The sequence below is a fragment of the Pectinatus haikarae genome (assembly GCF_050916305.1).
Classification (GTDB): Bacteria; Bacillota; Negativicutes; order Selenomonadales; family Selenomonadaceae; genus Pectinatus; species Pectinatus haikarae.
The window spans coordinates 2,684,272-2,704,048 of the sequence record NZ_CP116940.1; the positions used below are offsets into that span (position 1 = coordinate 2,684,272).

At 40.8% G+C, this 19,777-nt stretch carries 18 protein-coding genes; 5 read left to right on the forward strand and 13 right to left on the reverse strand.

Translation table 11 applies throughout. The features are described from left to right. The first annotated feature begins 13 nt into the window (after positions 1-13). The 4 genes from argF (at position 14) to NXG61_RS12940 (ending at position 5,599) form a co-directional block, all read left to right on the forward strand. Complete coding sequence (gene argF / locus NXG61_RS12925; RefSeq protein WP_307222585.1) at positions 14-958, forward strand: ornithine carbamoyltransferase; 945 nt, start codon at positions 14-16, stop codon at positions 956-958. A gap of 29 nt (positions 959-987) precedes the next feature. Next, positions 988-2,199 (forward strand): argininosuccinate synthase, encoded by a 1,212-nt coding sequence (locus tag NXG61_RS12930; RefSeq protein ID WP_307222583.1) that lies wholly within the window; start codon positions 988-990, stop codon positions 2,197-2,199. A 4-nt stretch (positions 2,200-2,203) separates the two neighbouring features. Beyond that, positions 2,204-3,628 carry an argininosuccinate lyase gene (gene argH, locus NXG61_RS12935; RefSeq protein WP_307222581.1) on the forward strand — a complete coding sequence of 475 codons (1,425 nt, stop codon included), beginning with the start codon at positions 2,204-2,206 and terminating at the stop codon, positions 3,626-3,628. 129 nt (positions 3,629-3,757) lie between these two features. Beyond that, positions 3,758-5,599 (forward strand): sigma 54-interacting transcriptional regulator, encoded by a 1,842-nt coding sequence (locus NXG61_RS12940; protein ID WP_307222579.1) that lies wholly within the window; start codon positions 3,758-3,760, stop codon positions 5,597-5,599. Positions 5,600-5,703: 104 nt separating this feature from the next. Here the strand turns inward: NXG61_RS12940 and NXG61_RS12945 are convergent, their stop codons facing one another. The 13 genes from NXG61_RS12945 to NXG61_RS13005 form a co-directional block, all read right to left on the reverse strand. Then, on the reverse strand, positions 5,704-7,410 hold the full coding sequence (locus tag NXG61_RS12945; protein WP_307222577.1) for a proline--tRNA ligase: 1,707 nt from the start codon (positions 7,408-7,410) through the stop codon (positions 5,704-5,706). A 71-nt stretch (positions 7,411-7,481) separates the two neighbouring features. Then, entirely contained in the window at positions 7,482-8,543 is a 1,062-nt protein-coding gene (gene ispG / locus NXG61_RS12950; protein WP_307222575.1) for a flavodoxin-dependent (E)-4-hydroxy-3-methylbut-2-enyl-diphosphate synthase, read from the reverse strand. A 36-nt stretch (positions 8,544-8,579) separates the two neighbouring features. Further along, a complete protein-coding gene (gene rseP / locus NXG61_RS12955) occupies positions 8,580-9,620 on the reverse strand; it encodes an RIP metalloprotease RseP (protein WP_307222573.1) in 1,041 nt (346 codons plus the stop codon). 153 nt (positions 9,621-9,773) lie between these two features. Beyond that, positions 9,774-10,928: a 1-deoxy-D-xylulose-5-phosphate reductoisomerase gene (locus NXG61_RS12960; protein ID WP_307222571.1), complete on the reverse strand. Its 1,155-nt coding sequence runs from the start codon at positions 10,926-10,928 to the stop codon at positions 9,774-9,776. A gap of 20 nt (positions 10,929-10,948) precedes the next feature. Continuing rightward, the gene (locus NXG61_RS12965) at positions 10,949-11,794 is read right to left on the reverse strand and encodes a phosphatidate cytidylyltransferase (RefSeq protein WP_307222569.1); all 846 of its coding nucleotides are present in this window, start codon (positions 11,792-11,794) and stop codon (positions 10,949-10,951) included. Positions 11,795-11,809: 15 nt separating this feature from the next. After that, positions 11,810-12,586, reverse strand: a complete 777-nt coding sequence (locus NXG61_RS12970) for an isoprenyl transferase (protein ID WP_307222568.1) — start codon at positions 12,584-12,586, stop codon at positions 11,810-11,812. Positions 12,587-12,667: 81 nt separating this feature from the next. After that, positions 12,668-12,838, reverse strand: coding sequence for a DUF362 domain-containing protein (locus NXG61_RS12975; RefSeq protein ID WP_196605339.1), 171 nt, complete (start codon positions 12,836-12,838; stop codon positions 12,668-12,670). A gap of 3 nt (positions 12,839-12,841) precedes the next feature. Then, positions 12,842-13,045, reverse strand: a complete 204-nt coding sequence (locus tag NXG61_RS12980; RefSeq protein ID WP_307222566.1) for a hypothetical protein — start codon at positions 13,043-13,045, stop codon at positions 12,842-12,844. A gap of 3 nt (positions 13,046-13,048) precedes the next feature. Further along, entirely contained in the window at positions 13,049-13,606 is a 558-nt protein-coding gene (frr, locus tag NXG61_RS12985) for a ribosome recycling factor (protein WP_307222564.1), read from the reverse strand. A 1-nt stretch (position 13,607) separates the two neighbouring features. After that, positions 13,608-14,333: a UMP kinase gene (gene pyrH, locus NXG61_RS12990; RefSeq protein ID WP_307222562.1), complete on the reverse strand. Its 726-nt coding sequence runs from the start codon at positions 14,331-14,333 to the stop codon at positions 13,608-13,610. A gap of 127 nt (positions 14,334-14,460) precedes the next feature. Then, a complete protein-coding gene (gene tsf / locus NXG61_RS12995) occupies positions 14,461-15,114 on the reverse strand; it encodes a translation elongation factor Ts (protein WP_307222559.1) in 654 nt (217 codons plus the stop codon). Between the two features lie 71 nt (positions 15,115-15,185). Then, complete coding sequence (gene rpsB / locus NXG61_RS13000) at positions 15,186-15,920, reverse strand: 30S ribosomal protein S2 (RefSeq protein WP_307222558.1); 735 nt, start codon at positions 15,918-15,920, stop codon at positions 15,186-15,188. A gap of 317 nt (positions 15,921-16,237) precedes the next feature. Beyond that, positions 16,238-17,608: an S-layer homology domain-containing protein gene (locus tag NXG61_RS13005; RefSeq protein WP_307222556.1), complete on the reverse strand. Its 1,371-nt coding sequence runs from the start codon at positions 17,606-17,608 to the stop codon at positions 16,238-16,240. Between the two features lie 475 nt (positions 17,609-18,083). Here NXG61_RS13005 and NXG61_RS13010 point away from each other — a divergent pair, with 475 nt between their 5' ends. After that, positions 18,084-19,442, forward strand: coding sequence for a putative porin (locus NXG61_RS13010; protein WP_196605346.1), 1,359 nt, complete (start codon positions 18,084-18,086; stop codon positions 19,440-19,442). Positions 19,443-19,777 lie beyond the last annotated feature (335 nt).

Consider the following 19,777-nt stretch of genomic DNA (forward strand, 5'->3'; position numbering starts at 1 on the left):
AGGAGGTTTTTTTATGCTTTCATGTAAAGATTTATTATCAATACATGATCTGACAGTTGAAGAGGTAGAAGAAATCCTGACCTTTGCACAAGAACTTAAGGCTATGCAGAGGGCCGGTATTGAACACCATCTGCTGGAAGGTAAAACACTCGGAATGATTTTTGAAAAATCATCAACACGAACACGTGTTTCTTTTGAAACAGGCATGTACCAGCTCGGCGGACAGGCTCTTTTCCTTTCAAATCGTGATCTGCAGATTGGCCGCGGAGAACCGATAAAAGATACAGCCCGGGTTCTGTCCCGCTATCTTGATGGAATAATGATCCGTACCTTTGAACATGAAAAGGTTGAAGAATTTGCCCATTATGCCGACATCCCTGTTATAAATGCTCTGACCGATCTGCTTCACCCCTGTCAGGCACTTACTGATCTGCTGACCATCAGAGAACATAAAGGACAGAATCTGAAGGGTTTAAAGATGGCTTATATCGGTGATGGCAATAATATGTCACATTCACTGATGTTCGCCTGCGCCAAAACCGGCATCGATTTCGTTGCCGCGACACCGAAAGGCTATGAACCCAATACTGATATACTGGTAAATGCCAAAGCTGACGCAGCTGAAACAGGTGCGACGATCACTGTTACAAATGATGTAACTGAGGCTGCCAAAAATGCCGATATTTTATATACAGATGTATGGGCCAGTATGGGACAGGAATCTGAGCATGATAAACGAATGAAAATATTCCGAGAATATCAGATAAATGCAGATATCCTAAAACTTGCAGACAAGCGCGCTATGGTTCTGCATTGTCTTCCGGCACATCGCGGTGAGGAAATAACAGATGATGTCCTAGAAGCCCATGCTGATGAAATTTTTGATGAGGCAGAAAATCGTCTTCATACGCAAAAAGCGATCATGGCTCTTTTGATGGGCGATCACCATCATCACTGATAATAAAATAAATTGAGGAGTGTTTATCAATGGAACAAATAAAAAAAGTTGTACTTGCATATTCAGGCGGTCTCGATACATCTGTTATCATTCCCTGGCTCAAGGAAAATTACGGCGGCTGTGAAGTTATAGCCGTATGCGCCGATATCGGTCAGGGTGATGAATTGAACGTTGTTCATGACAAGGCATTGAAATCAGGAGCGTCAAAAGTTTATATTGAACACCTTACACAGGATTTTCTGGAAAATTATGTATGGCCTACATTACAGGCAGGCGCAGTATATGAAGGAAAATATCTTCTCGGTACGTCATTTGCACGTCCTTTAATTGCAAAACGCCTTGTAGAAATAGCTCAAAAAGAAAATGCCGACGCAATTGCCCACGGCGCCACCGGCAAGGGTAATGATCAGGTCCGCTTTGAATTGACTGTTAAAGCATTGGCCCCCAATATCAAAATAATCGCGCCATGGCGTGAATGGACACTCAAATCCCGTGAGGAAGAAATAGCTTATGCCAACAAACATGGCATTCCTGTCGCCTCAGAAAATAAAACATACAGCATGGACAGAAATATCTGGCATCTGAGTCATGAAGGTTCTGATCTTGAAGATCCTTGGAATGCACCTAAAAACAGCATGTATCTTGTTTCCAAGGCTCCCGAAGATGCATCAGATAAACCTGAATACATATCCATTGATTTTGAAAAAGGTACCCCTGTAGCTGTAAACGGTGAAAAAATGACAGCTGTGGCTTTATTGGAAAAATTAAATGAAATAGGCGCAAAAAACGGTATTGGCATAACCGATATAGTTGAAAACCGTCTTGTCGGTATGAAATCACGCGGCGTTTATGAAAATCCGGGCGGAGCACTTCTGTATTACGCCCATAGAGAACTTGAATATCTGTGTCTGGACCGTCAGACTTTCCATTATAAAGAAACAGTTGCCATACGTTACGGTGAGCTGGTTTATGACGGAATGTGGTTCAGTCAGCTGCGCGAAGCATTGGCAGCTTTTGTTGACAGTACACAGCAAACCGTCACAGGTACTGTTAACTTAAAACTTTATAAGGGTAATATTATGTCTGCCGGCGCAAAATCTCCTTATTCTTTATACAGCCATGACTTTGTTACTTTTGAAGCAGATGATGTATATGACCAGACCGATGCTACGGGCTTTATCAACCTTTTTGGTCTGCCTCTCAAGGTACGTGCAATGATGCAGGAAAAAGCAGGTAAATAATCATATGGGTGAACAATTATGGGGTGGCAGATTTTCTAAATCGACAGACGAAATGATAAATGAGTTTCAGGCTTCCATCCAGTTTGACAAACGTATGTATCACGAAGATATCGCGGGCAGCATCGCTCATGCCCGCATGCTGGCAAAATGCGGTATAATTTCTGATGATGACTGCCTAAAAATTACAGACGGCCTAAAAGCTATATTGACCGATATAGAAACGGGGACTTTTGATTTTTCCGTTGATCTCGAAGATATCCATATGAATATTGAAAAAAGACTTACCGATAAAATCGGCGAAGCTGGCGGCCGGCTGCATACTGCCCGCAGCCGGAACGATCAGGTCGCGCTTGATACACATATCTATGTCCGCAGAGAAACAGCTGCTGTATCCCGGCTTATCCTTGAACTGCAAAAAGCTTTCGCAGAAACTGCACGTAAATACAGCGATGTTATCATGCCTGGTTATACTCATTTACAGCGGGCTCAGCCCATTTTATTTTCACATCATATGCTCGCTTATTTTTCAATGCTTTGCCGTGATTTTTCACGTTTTGAAGGAGTATATGACCGCTGTGATATAATGCCGCTCGGTGCCGGTGCTCTCGCAGGCACCACCTTCCCAATCGACAGACAACTGGTAGCTGATCAGCTCAACTTCTCATCAGTTTATGCAAACAGTCTCGACGCTGTCAGTGATCGGGATTATATAATGGAATTTCTTTCATCCGCATCAATCCTAATGATTCATCTGAGCCGTATAAGCGAAGAAATAATTTTATGGTGCTCCCGCGAATTCGCCTTTATAGAACTAGATGATGCCCACTGTACCGGTTCAAGCATGATGCCGCAGAAAAAAAATCCGGATGTTTCGGAACTTGTCCGCGGTAAAACGGGACGCGTGATAGGGCACCTTATGGCTATGCTCACCACCGTGAAAGGACTTCCTCTTGCTTATAATAAAGATTTGCAGGAGGATAAGGAAGGACTTTTCGACACCATAGATACCATAAAATTCAGTCTCGCAGTTTATGCCCAGCTCATTCGCGGAATGAAGGTAAACAGGGAAATAATGCTGAAAGCTGTCCGGGAAGATTTTTCCAATGCCACCGATCTTGCCGACTATCTGGTCAAAAAAGGTCTGCCGTTCAGACAGGCTCATGCCGTTTCAGGCAAAGCTGTCCATTATTGCATTGAACAGCACAAATGGCTGGAGGATATGACTATGGAAGAATTTAAAAAACTCTCTGACTTATTCGAGCCTGATATAAAAGAAGCAATAAAGCCGGAAACCTGCGTGAAAAATCGCGATTCTTACGGAGGTACGTCTTACAATCAGACTCAAATACAACTGGCTTCAGCAGAAGAGATCCTTTTGAAGCAGCAAAAGAAGCTTGATCTTTATCATTCCCGGAAAATAGAAATTTGATTGTTTTTCCAACCTGTAAAAAAACAGCTGTGTAGTTCTTTTTATCTTGAGTTTCATTGATCAATGTTTTTTAATTAATGCACGCTGTTCATAAAAGCGTGCATTTTTAATACAGCAAAGGATTATTTTATGAATTCAATCTTATTTATCGCACCTCATCAGGAAATAGCCGACAAAGCCCAAAATATATTAGAATACATGGGCATATCCATTCCCGTAATCACAGCGTCCAATCAAGATGCCGTACAGGCAGCCATATCATATCGGCAAGCCTCAATAGTGATAAGCCGTGGTGGTACTGCCCGTGACATACGCACAAGCACAGATAAAATGGTAGTCGACATACACACTGCATTTATAGATATAAGTACTGCTGTCCAAAAATTAGCTGCTCAAGGCAGTAAAGACATAGCCATCGTCTCTGCAAACAATATAATAGAAAATGCCCGTATCAAATTCGATTTTGGACAGACTTCAGTCAGATTATGCCCCTGCGTTGATGATGATGATATCATCAGAGAAGTAAAAGAACTCTATAGTACCGGCATAGACGGCATTGCCGGTGATATAAAAGCTATACGGACTGCCGCCGCATTAAATATACAAAACCGCGCTTACATCAAATCAGGTGATATTTCTATTACTAAGGCAATTGAAGAGGCACTGGCCCTTGCCAACTATGAACAAGTAAAACAGCTGCGCTTGAAAACAATGCAGTCTATCATTGACAATATCGACGAAGGCATAATAGTATATGATCAGAATCACCATATCATTTTTTCTAATAAAGAAGGCCAATCCATCATAAAAAATGGTTCTATATTTTCTTTATCAGACCGGCAGAAAAATTTTTCTGAACTGCTTCATGGATATAAAGGCAAAATAATGGAGATAAATTCAGAAAAAGTGTTATTGGATATCATTCAGCTTAATGTAACTAAGGATTATCAAAATGATATATTAATTTTTCAGAAAGTCAGTAATATTGAAAATTCAGCCAGAAAAATTAGATCAGCACTCCATCAGAAAGGTTTATATGCTAAAAAAAATTTTGACGATATAATTTATTCCTCCGAAAAGATGAAGATTATTCTAATGACTGCCAATAAGTTTGCCGAATCAAATTCTACAGTGCTGATTTACGGAGAAACAGGAACGGGAAAAGAAGGACTGGCTCAAAGCATCCACAATGCCAGCTCTCGCCGTGATAAACCTTTTGTGTCGGTAAACTGTGCTTCACTACCCCCAACACTTATAGAATCAGAACTATTCGGCTATGTAGACGGAGCTTTCACCGGTGCCCGGCGCTCCGGCAAAAAGGGCCTGTTTGAAATGGCACATACTGGGACAATCTTTCTTGATGAGATAGGCGATCTGCCGCTTGATATGCAAAGCCGCCTTCTGCGCGTTCTGCAAGAACGGGAAATTATGCGTATAGGCGATGATAAAATATTACCTATTGATATACGGCTTATCTGTGCCACCAATAAAAATCTCAAAAACCTTATCAGAGATGGTCTTTTTCGTCAGGATTTATATTACCGCATAAATGTTCTGAGAATTACTCTGCCCCCGCTGCGTGAGCGCAGGGAAGACATAATGCCGCTGTTTTATTTTTATCTTGATCACTATATACCTGATCGGAACGATACATCAATATCCTTACCGGTAAAAATAACTGATTATCTGCAAAATTATCCATGGTATGGGAATGTGCGTGAACTAAAAAATGCGGCAGAAGTCATGGCCTTTAGTTATAATAAAAACATATCCCTGCCGCAGGTAAAAAATATTTTAGACGATGATCTTAATGAAACAAGTGAAGACTGTATATTGAATATCAACGCCGGCGGCAATTTAAAAACAATAGAGAAAGATATAATCTATCAGCTGCTTAAAAAATATTCCGCGGACCAAGTATGCCATATGCTGAATATAAGCAGAGTCACACTGTGGAGAAAATGCAAATAAAAACAAGCAGCAGACTGTTTCAAAAACAGTCTGCTGCTTGTTTTTTTATCTTCATATTTATTATCACTCATCAGGAAATTACCTTTGACTCTTTTAACTATAGGTCAAAGCTCTTCCAGTAAAGACTTTATATTTTTTACATAACCATCTTTTGTATCATAAATTGTCTTACCGTTTTTACGCACTTTTATTTCTATCTTATCTTCTTCAACAGCCTTCGGACCTATCGTCACACGCAAAGGATAGCCAATAAGATCAGCATCCTTGAATTTCACACCGGGACGTTCTTTTCTGTCATCCAGAAGCACATCTATCCCTTCTTTTTTCAGTTCAGTATAAATTTCTTCTGCCAGTTTCATCTGTGCTTCATTTTTGGCATTTACAGGAACAAGAACAACTTCATACGGTGCGATAGCTCTTGGCCAAATTATACCATTTTCGTCATGATACTGCTCTATGGCCGCTGCCATTGTGCGGCTTACACCGATACCATAACATCCCATTACCAATGGTTTTTCCTTGCCATTTTCATCCAGAAAAGTTGCCCTCAATGCACTTGAATACTTTATTCCCAGTTTAAATACCTGCCCTATTTCTATACCGCGTGTTATATCCACCGAAGCGCCGCAATGCGGGCAGGCATCATTTTTTTGAATAAGGCGGACATCTTTTACCATCACCTCACCAAAATCACGTTTCGGATTGGCATTTACATAATGCATATCAATCTCATTTGCACCACAGCAGGCATTTTTCATTTCCATAACGGTTTCATCAACAACGACCATCGTTCCCTTTTTCAAACCTATAGGACTCATGAATCCCGGGATTCCTCCAGCAGCCAAAATCGCATTTTCATCTGCCATTCTAAGATTTACTGCCTCTACAGCGTTTTGCAATTTGATTTCGTTTACTTCATGGTCTCCTCTGACAAAAACGCAGATCAGCCGGTCTTTTTCATCCTGAAAGGCCACAGCCTTAATACTTTTTTCAATGGGCATATTCAAATACTCAATAACAGCTTCAATAGTTTTGGCATTTGGTGTAGCTGTTTTTTGCAAAGGCAGCTCATTTTCATCTTGGGGATATAAAACAACAGCTTCAGCCTTTTCTATATTGGCGGCATAATCACATTTTGTGCAGACAGCAATCTCGGATTCACCGTTTTTAGCCAGAGCCGTAAATTCATGGGTATTACTGCCGCCGATAGCACCACTGTCCGCCTCTACCGGGCGAAAAACAAGACCGCATCTAGAAAAAATTTTAGTATATGCATCATACATTTTTTTATATGATACATCCAATCCTTCTTCATCCTTATCAAAAGAGTATAAGTCTTTCATAATAAATTCACGGCCACGCATCAGACCAAAACGAGGCCGGATTTCATCACGATATTTATTTTGGATCTGATAAAGAAGCAGCGGCAGCTGCTTATATGACCGAACCTCGTTGCGCACTAAATCTGTTATTATTTCCTCATGTGTCGGCCCAAGACAAAATTCCCTGCCGTGCCTGTCATTGAGTTTGAACATTTCCTCACCGAAAACATCCCAACGGCCTGATTCACGCCAAAGTTCCGACGGCTGCATGATAGGCATAGCGATTTCCTGTCCATCGGCCCCATCCATTTCCTCACGTACAATCTTTTCTATTTTACGCAATGTTCTCCACGCCAGCGGCAGATATGTATATACTCCTCCCGCGGCCTTCCTTATAAAACCAGCCCGAAGCATCAGTTGATGACTGGGAATTTCAGCTTCTGCCGGTACTTCTCTCAATGTAGGTGCATAAAGCTTAGACGCGCGCAATTACAAAACTCCTCTTATCCGTTATTTAATAGCAATTATTATATATAAACCCCGCTTGAAAATAAATGCCTTTACAGCTGCGATATTTTATCTATTTCTTTAAATAACTGTGAAACCAAATCATTTTCCGAAACTTTCCTTATTATTTTTCCCTTACGGAACAGCAATCCTTCTCCCTTACCGCCAGCAATACCAATATCAGCATCTCTTGCTTCACCCGGACCATTTACTACACATCCCATTACAGCAACCTTTATAGGTACAGAAATATCTGCCAGCTTTCTTTCAACCTGATCGGCAATACCTGCCAGATTTATATTGCAGCGTCCGCAGGTGGGACATGAAACAAGTGTAGGTCCATATTCTCTCAGACCGAGTGTCTTCAATATCTCGTTAGCGGCTTTTACCTCGTTCACAGGATCTCCTGTCAGCGATATGCGGAAAGTATCACCAATTCCTTCAGACAACAATATTCCTATCCCCACAGCAGACTTGATAACACCTGTATTTGCCGTACCAGCCTCGGTTATCCCCAGATGCAGCGGATAGTCAGCCGTCTGACTCATTAACCTATATGCTTCTATTGTCAAGGGAACATCGTGTGACTTGAGGGATATTTTTATATCGTGAAAATCCATATCTTCCAAAATATGCACATGTTCCATAGCACTGTCTACCATTGCCTGCGCAGTAACATGTCCATATTTCAGCAGAATCTTCTTGTCAAGCGAACCTGCATTGACGCCTATGCGTATAGGTATATTTTTTTTCTTAGCAGCGCTGACAACCTTCTGAACCCGTTCTCTGTCGCCTATATTGCCCGGATTTATACGCAGAGCATCGATTCCCTGTTCTATTGCGGTCAGCGCCAGTCGATAGTCAAAATGTATATCAGCAACAAGGGGCATGGCCGTTAGATTTTTTATATTACCTATATTTTGTGCAGATTCCATATCGGGTACAGCCATGCGGACAATATCGCAGCCTGCCCTCGCCAGCGCTTTTATCTGTCCAACAGTGGCCGCTGTGTCATCAGTCTTCGTATTAGTCATAGATTGAACGGAGACAGCTGCCCCTCCGCCAATCTTTATCTTTCCTATATGAATTTGTCTGGTATACTTTCTTTCTATCATTTTTTAAATAATCTCCCAAAATTTTTTGCTGTCAGATCAACCGAACCAGCGGGAAAAATCCTGGGCGGTGGCAAAAAACATCAGCATCAGAAGCAGTGCCATACCTATAAACTGAGACCTGCGCATCAGTTCAGGGCTAAGAGGTTTTCCTCTCACTGCTTCTATCAGCAATGTAAAAAAATGCCCTCCGTCAAGCGCCGGTATCGGCAGCAGATTGATTATTCCCAAATTAATACTAAGCAGGATCATTATATTCAACACTGACTGTATCCCTACCTGTGCAGCCTCTCCGATAATAGCTGCAACTCCAATTGGACCTGCCAAATCAGCATGAACGGTACCCATAATCATACCTGCAAGAGAAGCAACCATCGTATAAATAATAAACCATACCTGTCTGGCAGCCAAAAGCAATGACTGTGGCAGACTCACAGCCGTGTTTTCTGTGGCAGCGACAACTCCCACCATGGCTTGTTTTGCGCTCTTATCATACTCCGGTATAATATTTGCCGTTCGAGTATCGCCATTACGCAAATACTCAATATGCAAAACCTTGCCATCAGCAGATTTTACTTTGAGAGCAAATTCGTTCCACGTGTTTATTTTCTCACCATCTATCGAAGTTATAATATCTCCCTTTTCAAGACCGGCTTGTGCCGCCGGACGCTGTGCCACTACATTACCAAGCTGAGCTTCCTTCACAGGCGTCTGTATGCCCGATGTAAAAAGTACAGCCGCTATCAAAACATAAGCCAGAACAATATTCATCAGCGCACCGGCAATAATAACGATCATTCTCTGCCAGACAGGTTTTGCCCAGTATGCACGTTCGCCGGCATCCTTATCATCTTGTTCCATTCCTGCGATTTTATTGAAACCGCCAAGCGGTATTCCCCTTATAGAATACAAAGTTTCCCCATATTTAAAGCTGACCAATTTGGGCCCGAAACCTATAGCAAATTCATCTACGCGCATTCCTGTAAGCTTTGCCGTAACGAAATGTCCCAATTCGTGCACCAAAACCAATATGCCGAATACAACAACCACGGCAACGAGCATAGTTATACTAAAGCCCATACTAATCCTCCATTATTTAGCAAAATAACATCCCTGCAAAGATGGCAGTTTTAATTTACTGATTCGAACAGGCTGCCGCCTATTTTCTCTATACAGCATATAGTATATCATTTTAAACCTGCTAAAGTAAAATATATTGATAAAATCGTATATCTATCCCATTTTTGACAATAAATCACAGGCAAACCTACGCACTGCCGCATCTGTAGAAAAAAGCACTTCTGCGGTTATATCATAAACAGTTTTATGTGCCTGCATAGAAGTCTCGACTATAGAATAGATATCCAGAAATTTTATCTGTCCTGCTAAAAAAGCCTCAACGGCTATTTCATTGGCGGCATTCATCGCACAAGGCATAGTCCCGCCTGTTCTGCCAGCTTCATATGCCAAATCTATTCCACGAAAAGTTTCTGTATCAGGCTTTTCAAAATCAAGCCGGGACAAATTCCAAAAATCAAGTTTTTCAGCTGCAAGCTTTGTTCTTCCAGGATAGGTAAGTGCATATTGAATAGGCAGCCGCATATCCGCAGTTCCCAATTGGGCCATCACTGTCCCATCGACATATTCTACCATGGAATGAACTATACTTTGCGGATGCACCACTACTTGAATTTTATCATAAGGTATATCATAAAGCCAGTGGGCTTCTATTATTTCCAATCCTTTATTGAGTAAAGTAGCACTGTCAATCGTAATTTTTTTCCCCATTGACCATGTCGGGTGGGCAAGACATTCCCTAGCCGTAACATACTTCAATTCCTCCGTTTTTTTACCGCGGAAAGGTCCGCCGGAAGCTGTAAGCAGAAGTTTATTAACATCTTTTTTTTCATTGCCCTGCAAACATTGAAAGATAGCGCAGTGTTCACTGTCAACCGGCAATATATGAACTTTTTTTTGTTTTGCCATCGGCATTACCAGTTCACCGGCAACCACCAATGTCTCTTTATTTGCCAAGGCTATATTCTTACCGGCTTCTATCGCCGCCAAAGTCGGTTTCAACCCCGCAAATCCCATCAAAGAGGTAACGACCGTATCGCTATTCTCGTAAGCGGCAGCGGCAATTAATCCATCTTCACCGGAAAATATCATGGTTTTGCCCGAATATCTCGATTTTAATTTTTCAGCAGCATTTTTATCACATAAAACTGCTATATCGGGTGCAAATTCTTCTATCTGTTCCTCCAACAGCTTATCATTTTTATTGGCTGCCAAAGCTTTTATTGCAAAGAGATCACGATGCTGCCTGATGACTGATAAAGTCTGAGTGCCGACAGAACCGGTCGATCCCAATACCGAAATGTTTTTCATCAAAAAATCCTTCCGCCATTTTACTGTATCTGCTGTAATAAGTATTTGTAAAAGAAAATATAAAAATAGTACACAAGCGGTGCTGTGAAAATCAAACTGTCGAAACGATCAAGAACACCGCCATGCCCCGGTATAAGATTACCCGAATCCTTAATACCTGTATACCTCTTAAATATTGACTCGACCAGATCACCCAGCGTAGCAACAACTGCCACAAGTACTCCCAAAAAGCACATCGACCACAAAGGAAACCCTGCATACCAGCCTGCCAGTGATACAGCGGCTACAGTACCGATAAGTCCGCCGACAAAACCTTCTATGGTTTTTTTAGGACTGATAAGCGGACACAGTTTATGTTTGCCCAGAAAAAAACCTATAAAATAGGCGAAAGTATCACTCGCCCATGTACCGATAAGCGTCAGCCAAATCAAATATAACCCAATATCAATTCCGCCAGCTGCCAATAGATGCCCGGTAAAACCAAGCCGCAGCTGCATTATGTAATGAAAACCACTGCCAATATAAAAAACCCCGGTAAAACCTATACCCGAAGCCAACGGTGAAAACTTTTCATAACAAAACACCATTCTAAACAAAAATACAGTCATCACAAGTGCCGCTGCCGGCATGAAAAAGCTTATATGTTCATTTATACCGCCAGATCCGCTCAGCACCAGGGAAATAACAGCTGCCGTTCCTAGCCAAAGAGGAAGCATGATATTTTTTTCGGCAAAAGCACGTACGTATTCCTGCCAAGCCAAAACAGCCAATGCGGTAACACAAAACATGTATATAAATCCGCCATACATTATGATCATGAATGCTGCCGCAATACCAATTATTCCAGATATAATTCTTGTACCCAAAAACAATCCCCCATATTACTTATCTTCCAGACCGCCAAAACGTCTGTCCCTTTTTTGATAATCATTAATTGCCCGCAAAAAATCCTCAGGCATAAATTCAGGCCAATTTTTTTCAGTAAACCAAAGTTCTGCATATGCACACTGCCACAAAAGAAAATTACTTATACGCATATCACCGCTTGTCCTGATCAATAAATCAACGGGCGGCTGCTGTGCGGTATAAAGACTGTCATCCAAAAGCTGCTCATTTATATCTTTTATTTCTATATCTCTGCTCAAAACCCTTTGCGCTATATTCCTTGCAGCCATTACTATCTCATCACGCGCCCCGTAGTTTACGGCTATATTTAAACCCAGCCCCGTGTTATCAGCTGTCTTTTTTTCTCCCTTTTTTATCTGGCTTTGCAATTCACCGGACAGCTCTGTTAAACAACCGACAAATTTAAGTCGTACGTTGTTCTTGTCCATTTCTTCAACTTCTGAATCCAGATAAACAGAAAACAGTTTCATAAGAAAGTCAACTTCAGCAGTCGGCCTTTTCCAGTTTTCTGTTGAAAATGCATAAACCGTAAGAAATTTTATATTAATGGAGCAGGCAGCTTTTACTATTTCCCGCAGTGAATCGACTCCTTTTTTATGTCCAGCCTTGCGGGGAAGTCCTCGTTTCTGTGCCCAGCGACCGTTCCCGTCCATTATAATGGCTATGTGTGACGGTAATAGGTCCGCGCTTATTTCATTGAGTTTTGCTGTCTCTCGCTTATTTTCAGTTTTACAAAAAATTTTTTTCCACATAATACTGCAACCTCTTTGTTCTTGGTAATACAAAACAAGTCCCTCTCCTTAAAAGTACAAAGAAGAAGAGGGACCCTTTCATCAGGGAGCTTCAATCGCTGATACAGGACAGCCTGCCTGACATGCACCGCATTCTACGCAGGAAGCATCATCAATTTCATAATGCTTGTCTCCTTCGGAAATTGCGCCGACAGGGCAGGTGGATGCACACGCACCGCAAGAAATGCATTCATCGTTAATTTTATATGCCATAGTTTACACCTCCTTTCTCATCTTGGCCGCGGCAATCAACTGTAAAATGCCTTTTCCAATATATCTTTCTCTTACGACATATAAAATATCGGCATCAACTTTAAAATAACCATTGTCAGGGGGAATAGTGTAATCTACAACAAATTTGATTTTTTGCTTTTGCAGATCAAAAACAGCATCTGCCAAGAGCCACCCTGCATATTTCATAACTTAAACTTCCATGATTTCTTTTTCTTTAACAGTTCTTATATTATTTACTTCATTGACATATTTGTCAACAAGTTTCTGCATATCTTCCTGTGCTTTTTTAGCTTCGTCTTCCGCAATTTCTTTTGTTTTTTCCAATTTTTTGACAGCATCGTTGGCATCACGGCGGATATTTCTCAAAGCAATCTTAGCATCTTCAGCTTTTTTATTTACTGTTTTGACCAATTCAGTACGTCTTTCCTGTGTAAGCTGCGGTATAGCCAAACGTACAACAGTGCCATCAGAATTAGGATTAAGCTCCAATTCTGATTTCATAATGGCTTTTTCGATAGCATGCAGCATGGACTTTTCCCATGGTGCGATAATAAGCATCCTTGCTTCGGGGACCGATATATTAGCTACCTGATTGATTGGTGTTGGTGTTCCATAATAATCCACCATTACTTTTTCCAGCAGGGCAGGTGTAGCTCTCCCCGCACGCAAAGACCCATATTCCCGTTTCAATGCTTCTATAGCTTTTTTCATGCGGTCCTCATTTGAAGTGAATACATCCTTTATCATTTTATTTTATCCCCCCAACCACTGTACCTATGCATTCTCCAAGCGCAGCTTTCATTATATTACCCGGTTCATCGATATTAAATACAATAAGAGGAATCTTATTATCCATGCATAAACTTGTCGCCGTGGCATCCATGACAGCCAACCCACGTTGCAGCACTTCAATATATTCCAGAGTGTCAAACTTATGAGCATTAGGGTTATTATTCGGATCACTGTCATATACACCGTCAGTATTCTTTTTCGCCATCAAAATCACATCGGCTTCTATTTCTGCCGCTCTCAATGCAGCCGTGGTATCAGTAGAAAAATACGGATTCCCCGTTCCTGCAGCAAAAATCACTACCCTGCCTTTTTCCAGATGGCGTACTGCGCGTCTTCTGATGTATGGCTCAGCTACCTGGCGCATTTCAATAGCTGATTGAACACGCGTATTCACGTCTATTTTTTCTAAAGCATCCTGCATGGCAAGTGAATTCATCACAGTTGCCAGCATTCCCATATAATCAGCTGTGGTCCGATCCATACCTTTTGCACTGCCGGCCAGTCCCCGCCAGATATTGCCGCCGCCCACTACGATACACACTTCAATACCACGCTTATATACATCTTTGATTTGATGGGCGATAGATTCAACAACCTTAGGATTTATACCAAACACCTGATCTCCCGCTAAAGCCTCTCCGCTCAATTTCAATACTACACGTTTATACTGTCTTATCGTCACTGATATATCCCCCGTCCAATATTAAATTGTGAATTCAGCACAATTTTCTTTATACCTATATGATATATCATATCTTCAAAAAAGAGAACACAAAATAGTGTTCTCTTTAAATTTTCTATAATATATCTCAGCCTTTAACTGCTGCCATTACTTCCGCAGCAAAATCATCTGTTTTCTTTTCAATGCCTTCACCAAGCTGATAACGCACAAAACGGCGGATAGAAATATTTTCACCGATTTTAGCAATTTTAGCTGTCACAAGATCGGCGATACTCTGATCCTGATCTTTAATATAAGGCTGATCCATAAGACAAATTTCCTTATAATATTTTTCAATGCGCCCGTCTACCATTTTTTCAACAATCTTTTCAGGTTTACCTTCGGCAAGAGCCTGCTCACGCAGAACCTTACGTTCATGTTCCAGATCAGCCTCATTCACTTCTTCTCTGCGAATACATTTAGGATTAGCTGCTGCTATCTGCATAGCTATATCACGTGCGAAATCCTTAAAATCAGATGTACCAGCAACAAAATCAGTTTCACAGTTTACTTCAACTAATACCCCTATACGTCCATTGCCATGAATATAAGATGTGACAACACCTTCGGCAGCAACTCGATCTGCCTTTTTAGCTGCAGAAGACAAACCCTTTTCGCGCAGAAAATCTATAGCCTTAGCTTTATCACCGTCACATGCGGCCAAAGCTTTTTTGCAGTCCATCATACCCGCGCCTGTTTGTTCCCGCAGTTCTTTTACCATTGCTGCTGTAACATTTGCCATTAATAAACTCCTCCTGTAAAAAGGGGGTAAAGGGCAACCTACCCCTTACCCCCTTTTTATTCTAATTTATTTTAGTTATCTTTTTCTTCTTCGCTGTTTTCCTGAGCAGCTTCTTCGTCTTCACCGCCCTGACGGCCTTCGAGTACGGCATCTGCCATACAGCCGGTCAGTAATTTTACGGCGCGGATAGCATCGTCGTTACCGGGGATAACATAATCGATCTCATCCGGATCACAGTTTGTATCAACAATAGCTACGATAGGAATATCAAGCTTTCTTGCTTCAGCAACGGCAATACGTTCCTTGCGCGGATCTATAACGAACAACGCACCCGGCAGTTTGTCCATTTCTTTGATACCGCCGAGAGCTCTTTCCAGTTTTTCTTTTTCACGGCGCAGCATCTGAACTTCCTTCTTTGTAAGAACCTCAAACGTTCCGTCTTCTTCCATGGCTTCAAGTTCTTTTAAACGATTGATGCTTTTTCTGATTGTGCCAAAATTGGTCATCATTCCGCCGAGCCATCTTTCATTTACATAATACATATCGGCTTTTTCAGCCTGTTCTTTGACAGATTCCTGCGCCTGTTTTTTAGTACCAACAAACAGGACCGATTTGCCTTCTTCAGCAACCGAGCGGATAAAGTTATAAGCTTCATCGACTTTTCTAACTGTTTTCTGCAAATCAATGATATAAATACCATTTCTTTCTGTGAAAATGTATTTTGACATTTTCGGATTCCAGCGTCTGGTCTGATGACCGAAATGAACGCCTGCTTCTAATAATTGTTTCATGGAAATAACTGCCATGATGGTGCACCTCCTGTTTTTTTATTCCTCCACGTATTCTTCCTGCTGCGCAAACCTTATATCAGGCACAGTAACAGCATAGACACGTGTGCGTTTTTTACACCGTCAAATATTATATCATAATTTTTTTTTTCTAGCAACTATTAAAACCATGTAAAGAAAATCATCAATGTGATCTGAACCATATGTTTTCTTGTTTTTCTGCGATAAAAAATCCTCGGATAATAAAAAACAGCCCTCGTTTATTAACGAAGGCTGTCAAATCACGATCCATCAGACCATGACCAATATTTTTTTTAAAGCTGTAAAACTCAAGATCAGAAGAAGAATTCAACGGAACCATATATTCTGTTGAAATCAGCATCTTGTCCGGAAACATCTTCGCCCAAATTCTTACCTTTGAAATAGCGTAAGGAAGCTAAGATATTCTGAGCAACGGTCCACTGACCGCCAACTTCCCAGCCTTTATAACCACGCTGTGCAGCATCATAGGTAGGTGCAAAAGTCGCAAATTCACCAAGGTAACGATATGCTGTGTAAAGACCCCAGCTGCCTGCTTTAGAAGCATCAGCGCCTTTATAGGATAAAGTTATATCATAAGCTTTATCCTGATCGTCGCCTTCATAACCGCTGTAAGCATCAAGATTGCTCTTTGCATATACACCATATATATTGAAATCTTTATTAAATTTATAGCCTAAACCAGCTGACCAAATATTGGTGTTTTCACCGCTTGCCTTTTGATAATCAGAGAATAATGCTTTTCCACCATCATTATCTCGGTTAATATTTCTCAAAGAATAATAACCTGCTACATATCCAAGACCCCTATCACCTGTTACTGCATGGCCTACTTCAAATGATGCATAATCGCCTGTTCCATCATAAGCAGTTGTTCTGCCAATATTGGCATCGGAATCAAAATCGTAACGTCCGATAACAGCCTTCACATAAGTATCCTTATTTTTGCCAAGCTTCCAATTGAACTGAGCACCGCTGACATTATCATCCATGATCATGCCTGATCCAAAAGCATCATCACTGTAGGTGTCAAGCTTACCTAATTTAGTATCAGCACCGAACAAAGGACCTTCTACATAAATACGATCAACTACAGTATCGCTTTTATCACTTTTGCCATTATTTGTGCTACCGCCGTTATTAGCAGAAGCAGAATTGGAATAGTATCTGATACGTGCATTGGCAGTCCAGCCGGAATCACCAATGAAAGCTTTTGGTTCAAGACGGAATTCATATTGGCTGTCATTTGTTCTGTCACCGCTCTGAGCTTTATCACCAGCATAATAATACTTTAATTCTCCGCCCCATTTAACGTTGTCGGATTTTTTTTCGAGATCGGCAACACGTACACCGAGGTTGTCGAGTTCTTCGGAGAATTCTGCAGCAAGTTTATCGACAAGAGCTTTATCAGCTTTGTCAATATCGGTCTTGGTCATAGCTTTTGCTATGATCTGAGCCATTTCATAACGGGTCATGGTCTGCTGGCCTTTGTAAGTGCCGTCTGGGAAGCCGTTTACAACACCGTCAGAAGCAAGCTTTGATACAGCGTCATATGCCCAGCTGTCAGCCGGTACATCACTGAAAGGATTAGCTGCAGCGAAAGTAGTGCTGGCAGCACCGATTACCAGCGCACCGGTAATCATTGATACGAGAGTTCTTTTTTTCATTAGAAATTCCTCCTAAAATTTTATGGCCTGAAATTTCAGTAAGGAAAGCCGTATGAGTATCCACGTTTCCTCAACTTTTTCATTACCTTATCTCAAGTCTGTAATCATATTAACATATTGTTAATATATTGGCAAGCATTTTTTATAATAACTCGCCTTCCTCAGATGCCCGCAGTTATAGCCTATTTTGCGTATAGCTATTAGTTATAGTCAATATTTATTTACTTTAAAAAGGATCTATATTTTTTGAAAATGTACAATAGAGGGCTGTTCTTTTTACGTCAATTGCATTTTTCTTATTTTTTTATTCATATTTGATTTTCAGCTGACCAAAATTATGTATTACAGAAATATGCCAATTATTTTTATGTAAAAAATATATTAATTATGTATTATTTTTTATAAACAAAGTTGCGTATTAATTTCCCTTTCATTTTAAGTACAAGAAATATTAAAGATTTCAGGGGGAAATCCAATGAAAAAAAGAACTCTCGTATCAATGATTACCGGTGCGCTGGTAATCGGTGCTGCCAGCACTACTTTCGCTGCAGCTAATCCTTTCAGTGATGTACCGGCTGACAGTTGGGCATATGACGCTGTATCAAAGCTTGCTTCTGACGGTGTTGTAAACGGCTTCCCAGACGGCACTTACAAAGGCCAGCAGACCATGACCCGTTATGAAATGGCTCAGATCATAGCAAAAGCTATGACCAAGACCGATATTGACAAAGCTGATAAAGCTCTTGTCGATAAACTTGCTGCAGAATTCTCCGAAGAACTCGACAACCTCGGTGTACGTGTTGCCGATCTCGAAAAAAAATCCGACAACGTTAAATGGGGCGGCAGACTCAGATATTACTACCGCGGTGTAAAAGATGATTCTGCTGCTAATAAAGACAGAACAAACGACACCCAGTATGAACTGCGCCTTGAACCAAAAGCCTTTATCGGTGATTCTGGCTGGACTGCCAATGCACGTATCAGATATTATTCCAATGCAGCCTCTGCTAATAATGGCGGCAGCACAAATAATGGTACCAGTGACAAGAGTGATACAAAGATAGACCGCATCTTTGTCGAAGGACCTTTGTTTGGTTCGGATGCAAAACTTGGTAAAGTCGGCACTTACAGTGATAATGTATTCAATACCGGTATGATTATTGATGACAGCATCAGCGGTGCTGAATTCAATTGGACGTTCGGCAAAGATAAATCCAATTACGCAAAAGCTACCATAGGCCGCTATGATTATAATTCCGGTGCTAATGTGGGCGTTTCCAACTATGCTTATGACGGCACAGGTGATTATACATCTTTTGAATTTGGACATAAAGCTAAAGACAAAGGTATCAGTGCTCTTGCCGGATATTATTCTTTAAGAAACATGGATTCCACTTTCTCCAAGTATGCTAAAGCAGATTCTGATAAAACCAATTTCTGGGTTGGCGGCTTAGGTTATAAATTTGACAAAAATATTCAGTTATTTGGACTTTACGCCAAGAGTGATATGGATGAAGCTTCTAATTATTTAGGAGACGATCAAAGCAAAGCTTATGATATTACTTTGAAATACAAAAACGCCGATATCGCTAAAGCAGGTTCATGGGATATCTATGCTGCATACCGTTATCTCGGTCAGTTTGCAACTATTGCTCCTACCTACGATATCAGTGCCCGTGATACTAAAGGCTGGCAGATAGGTACAGATTTTGTATTATCTAAAAATATACTTGCTATGGTTGAATATTACAAGGGCAAGAGATTATCTGCTGACTACAGCGGCAATGATGCTGATTATAATGCTATCTATGGCCGTGTTGACTTCTTCTTCTGATTTTTCTTTCATTCTTATTTAAAGTCAAAGCAGTTGTTTGTTGGTTCTTATCCACTTAATAATGGAAAACCCTGAGCGTGGAGATTTATCTTCACGTTCAGGGTTTTATTTTAGTCTATCAGCATAATTGATCGTTGGTAAATAATTCAGCAAAGAATATAAACAGGAAAATACAAATATCCGTTGAATTTTAATAAAGATAATTTTTTTGTGAAGTATATTTATTGTCTGCTTTAAAACAGTGCATGCAAAATATATTTTAAAAACAAAAAGGCGTCAATGATGCGCAAAGAGAACGTATTATTGATGCTTTTTATATTTATGAGGAGGATCTA

Bases quoted from the DNA above. Each gene is read 5' to 3' on its own strand.
- NXG61_RS13010 (WP_196605346.1), top strand. From the start codon at position 18,084: ATGAAAAAAAGAACTCTCGTATCAATGATTACCGGTGCGCTGGTAATC.
- tsf (WP_307222559.1), bottom strand. From the start codon at position 15,114: ATGGCAAATGTTACAGCAGCAATGGTAAAAGAACTGCGGGAACAAACA.
- NXG61_RS12960 (WP_307222571.1), bottom strand. From the start codon at position 10,928: ATGAAAAACATTTCGGTATTGGGATCGACCGGTTCTGTCGGCACTCAG.
- argH (WP_307222581.1), top strand. From the start codon at position 2,204: ATGGGTGAACAATTATGGGGTGGCAGATTTTCTAAATCGACAGACGAA.
- ispG (WP_307222575.1), bottom strand. From the start codon at position 8,543: ATGATAGAAAGAAAGTATACCAGACAAATTCATATAGGAAAGATAAAG.
- rseP (WP_307222573.1), bottom strand. From the start codon at position 9,620: ATGGGCTTTAGTATAACTATGCTCGTTGCCGTGGTTGTTGTATTCGGC.
- NXG61_RS12980 (WP_307222566.1), bottom strand. From the start codon at position 13,045: ATGAAATATGCAGGGTGGCTCTTGGCAGATGCTGTTTTTGATCTGCAA.
- frr (WP_307222564.1), bottom strand. From the start codon at position 13,606: ATGATAAAGGATGTATTCACTTCAAATGAGGACCGCATGAAAAAAGCT.
- NXG61_RS12975 (WP_196605339.1), bottom strand. From the start codon at position 12,838: ATGGCATATAAAATTAACGATGAATGCATTTCTTGCGGTGCGTGTGCA.
- argF (WP_307222585.1), top strand. From the start codon at position 14: ATGCTTTCATGTAAAGATTTATTATCAATACATGATCTGACAGTTGAA.
- NXG61_RS12930 (WP_307222583.1), top strand. From the start codon at position 988: ATGGAACAAATAAAAAAAGTTGTACTTGCATATTCAGGCGGTCTCGAT.
- NXG61_RS12970 (WP_307222568.1), bottom strand. From the start codon at position 12,586: ATGTGGAAAAAAATTTTTTGTAAAACTGAAAATAAGCGAGAGACAGCA.
- NXG61_RS12940 (WP_307222579.1), top strand. From the start codon at position 3,758: ATGAATTCAATCTTATTTATCGCACCTCATCAGGAAATAGCCGACAAA.
- rpsB (WP_307222558.1), bottom strand. From the start codon at position 15,920: ATGGCAGTTATTTCCATGAAACAATTATTAGAAGCAGGCGTTCATTTC.
- NXG61_RS13005 (WP_307222556.1), bottom strand. From the start codon at position 17,608: ATGAAAAAAAGAACTCTCGTATCAATGATTACCGGTGCGCTGGTAATC.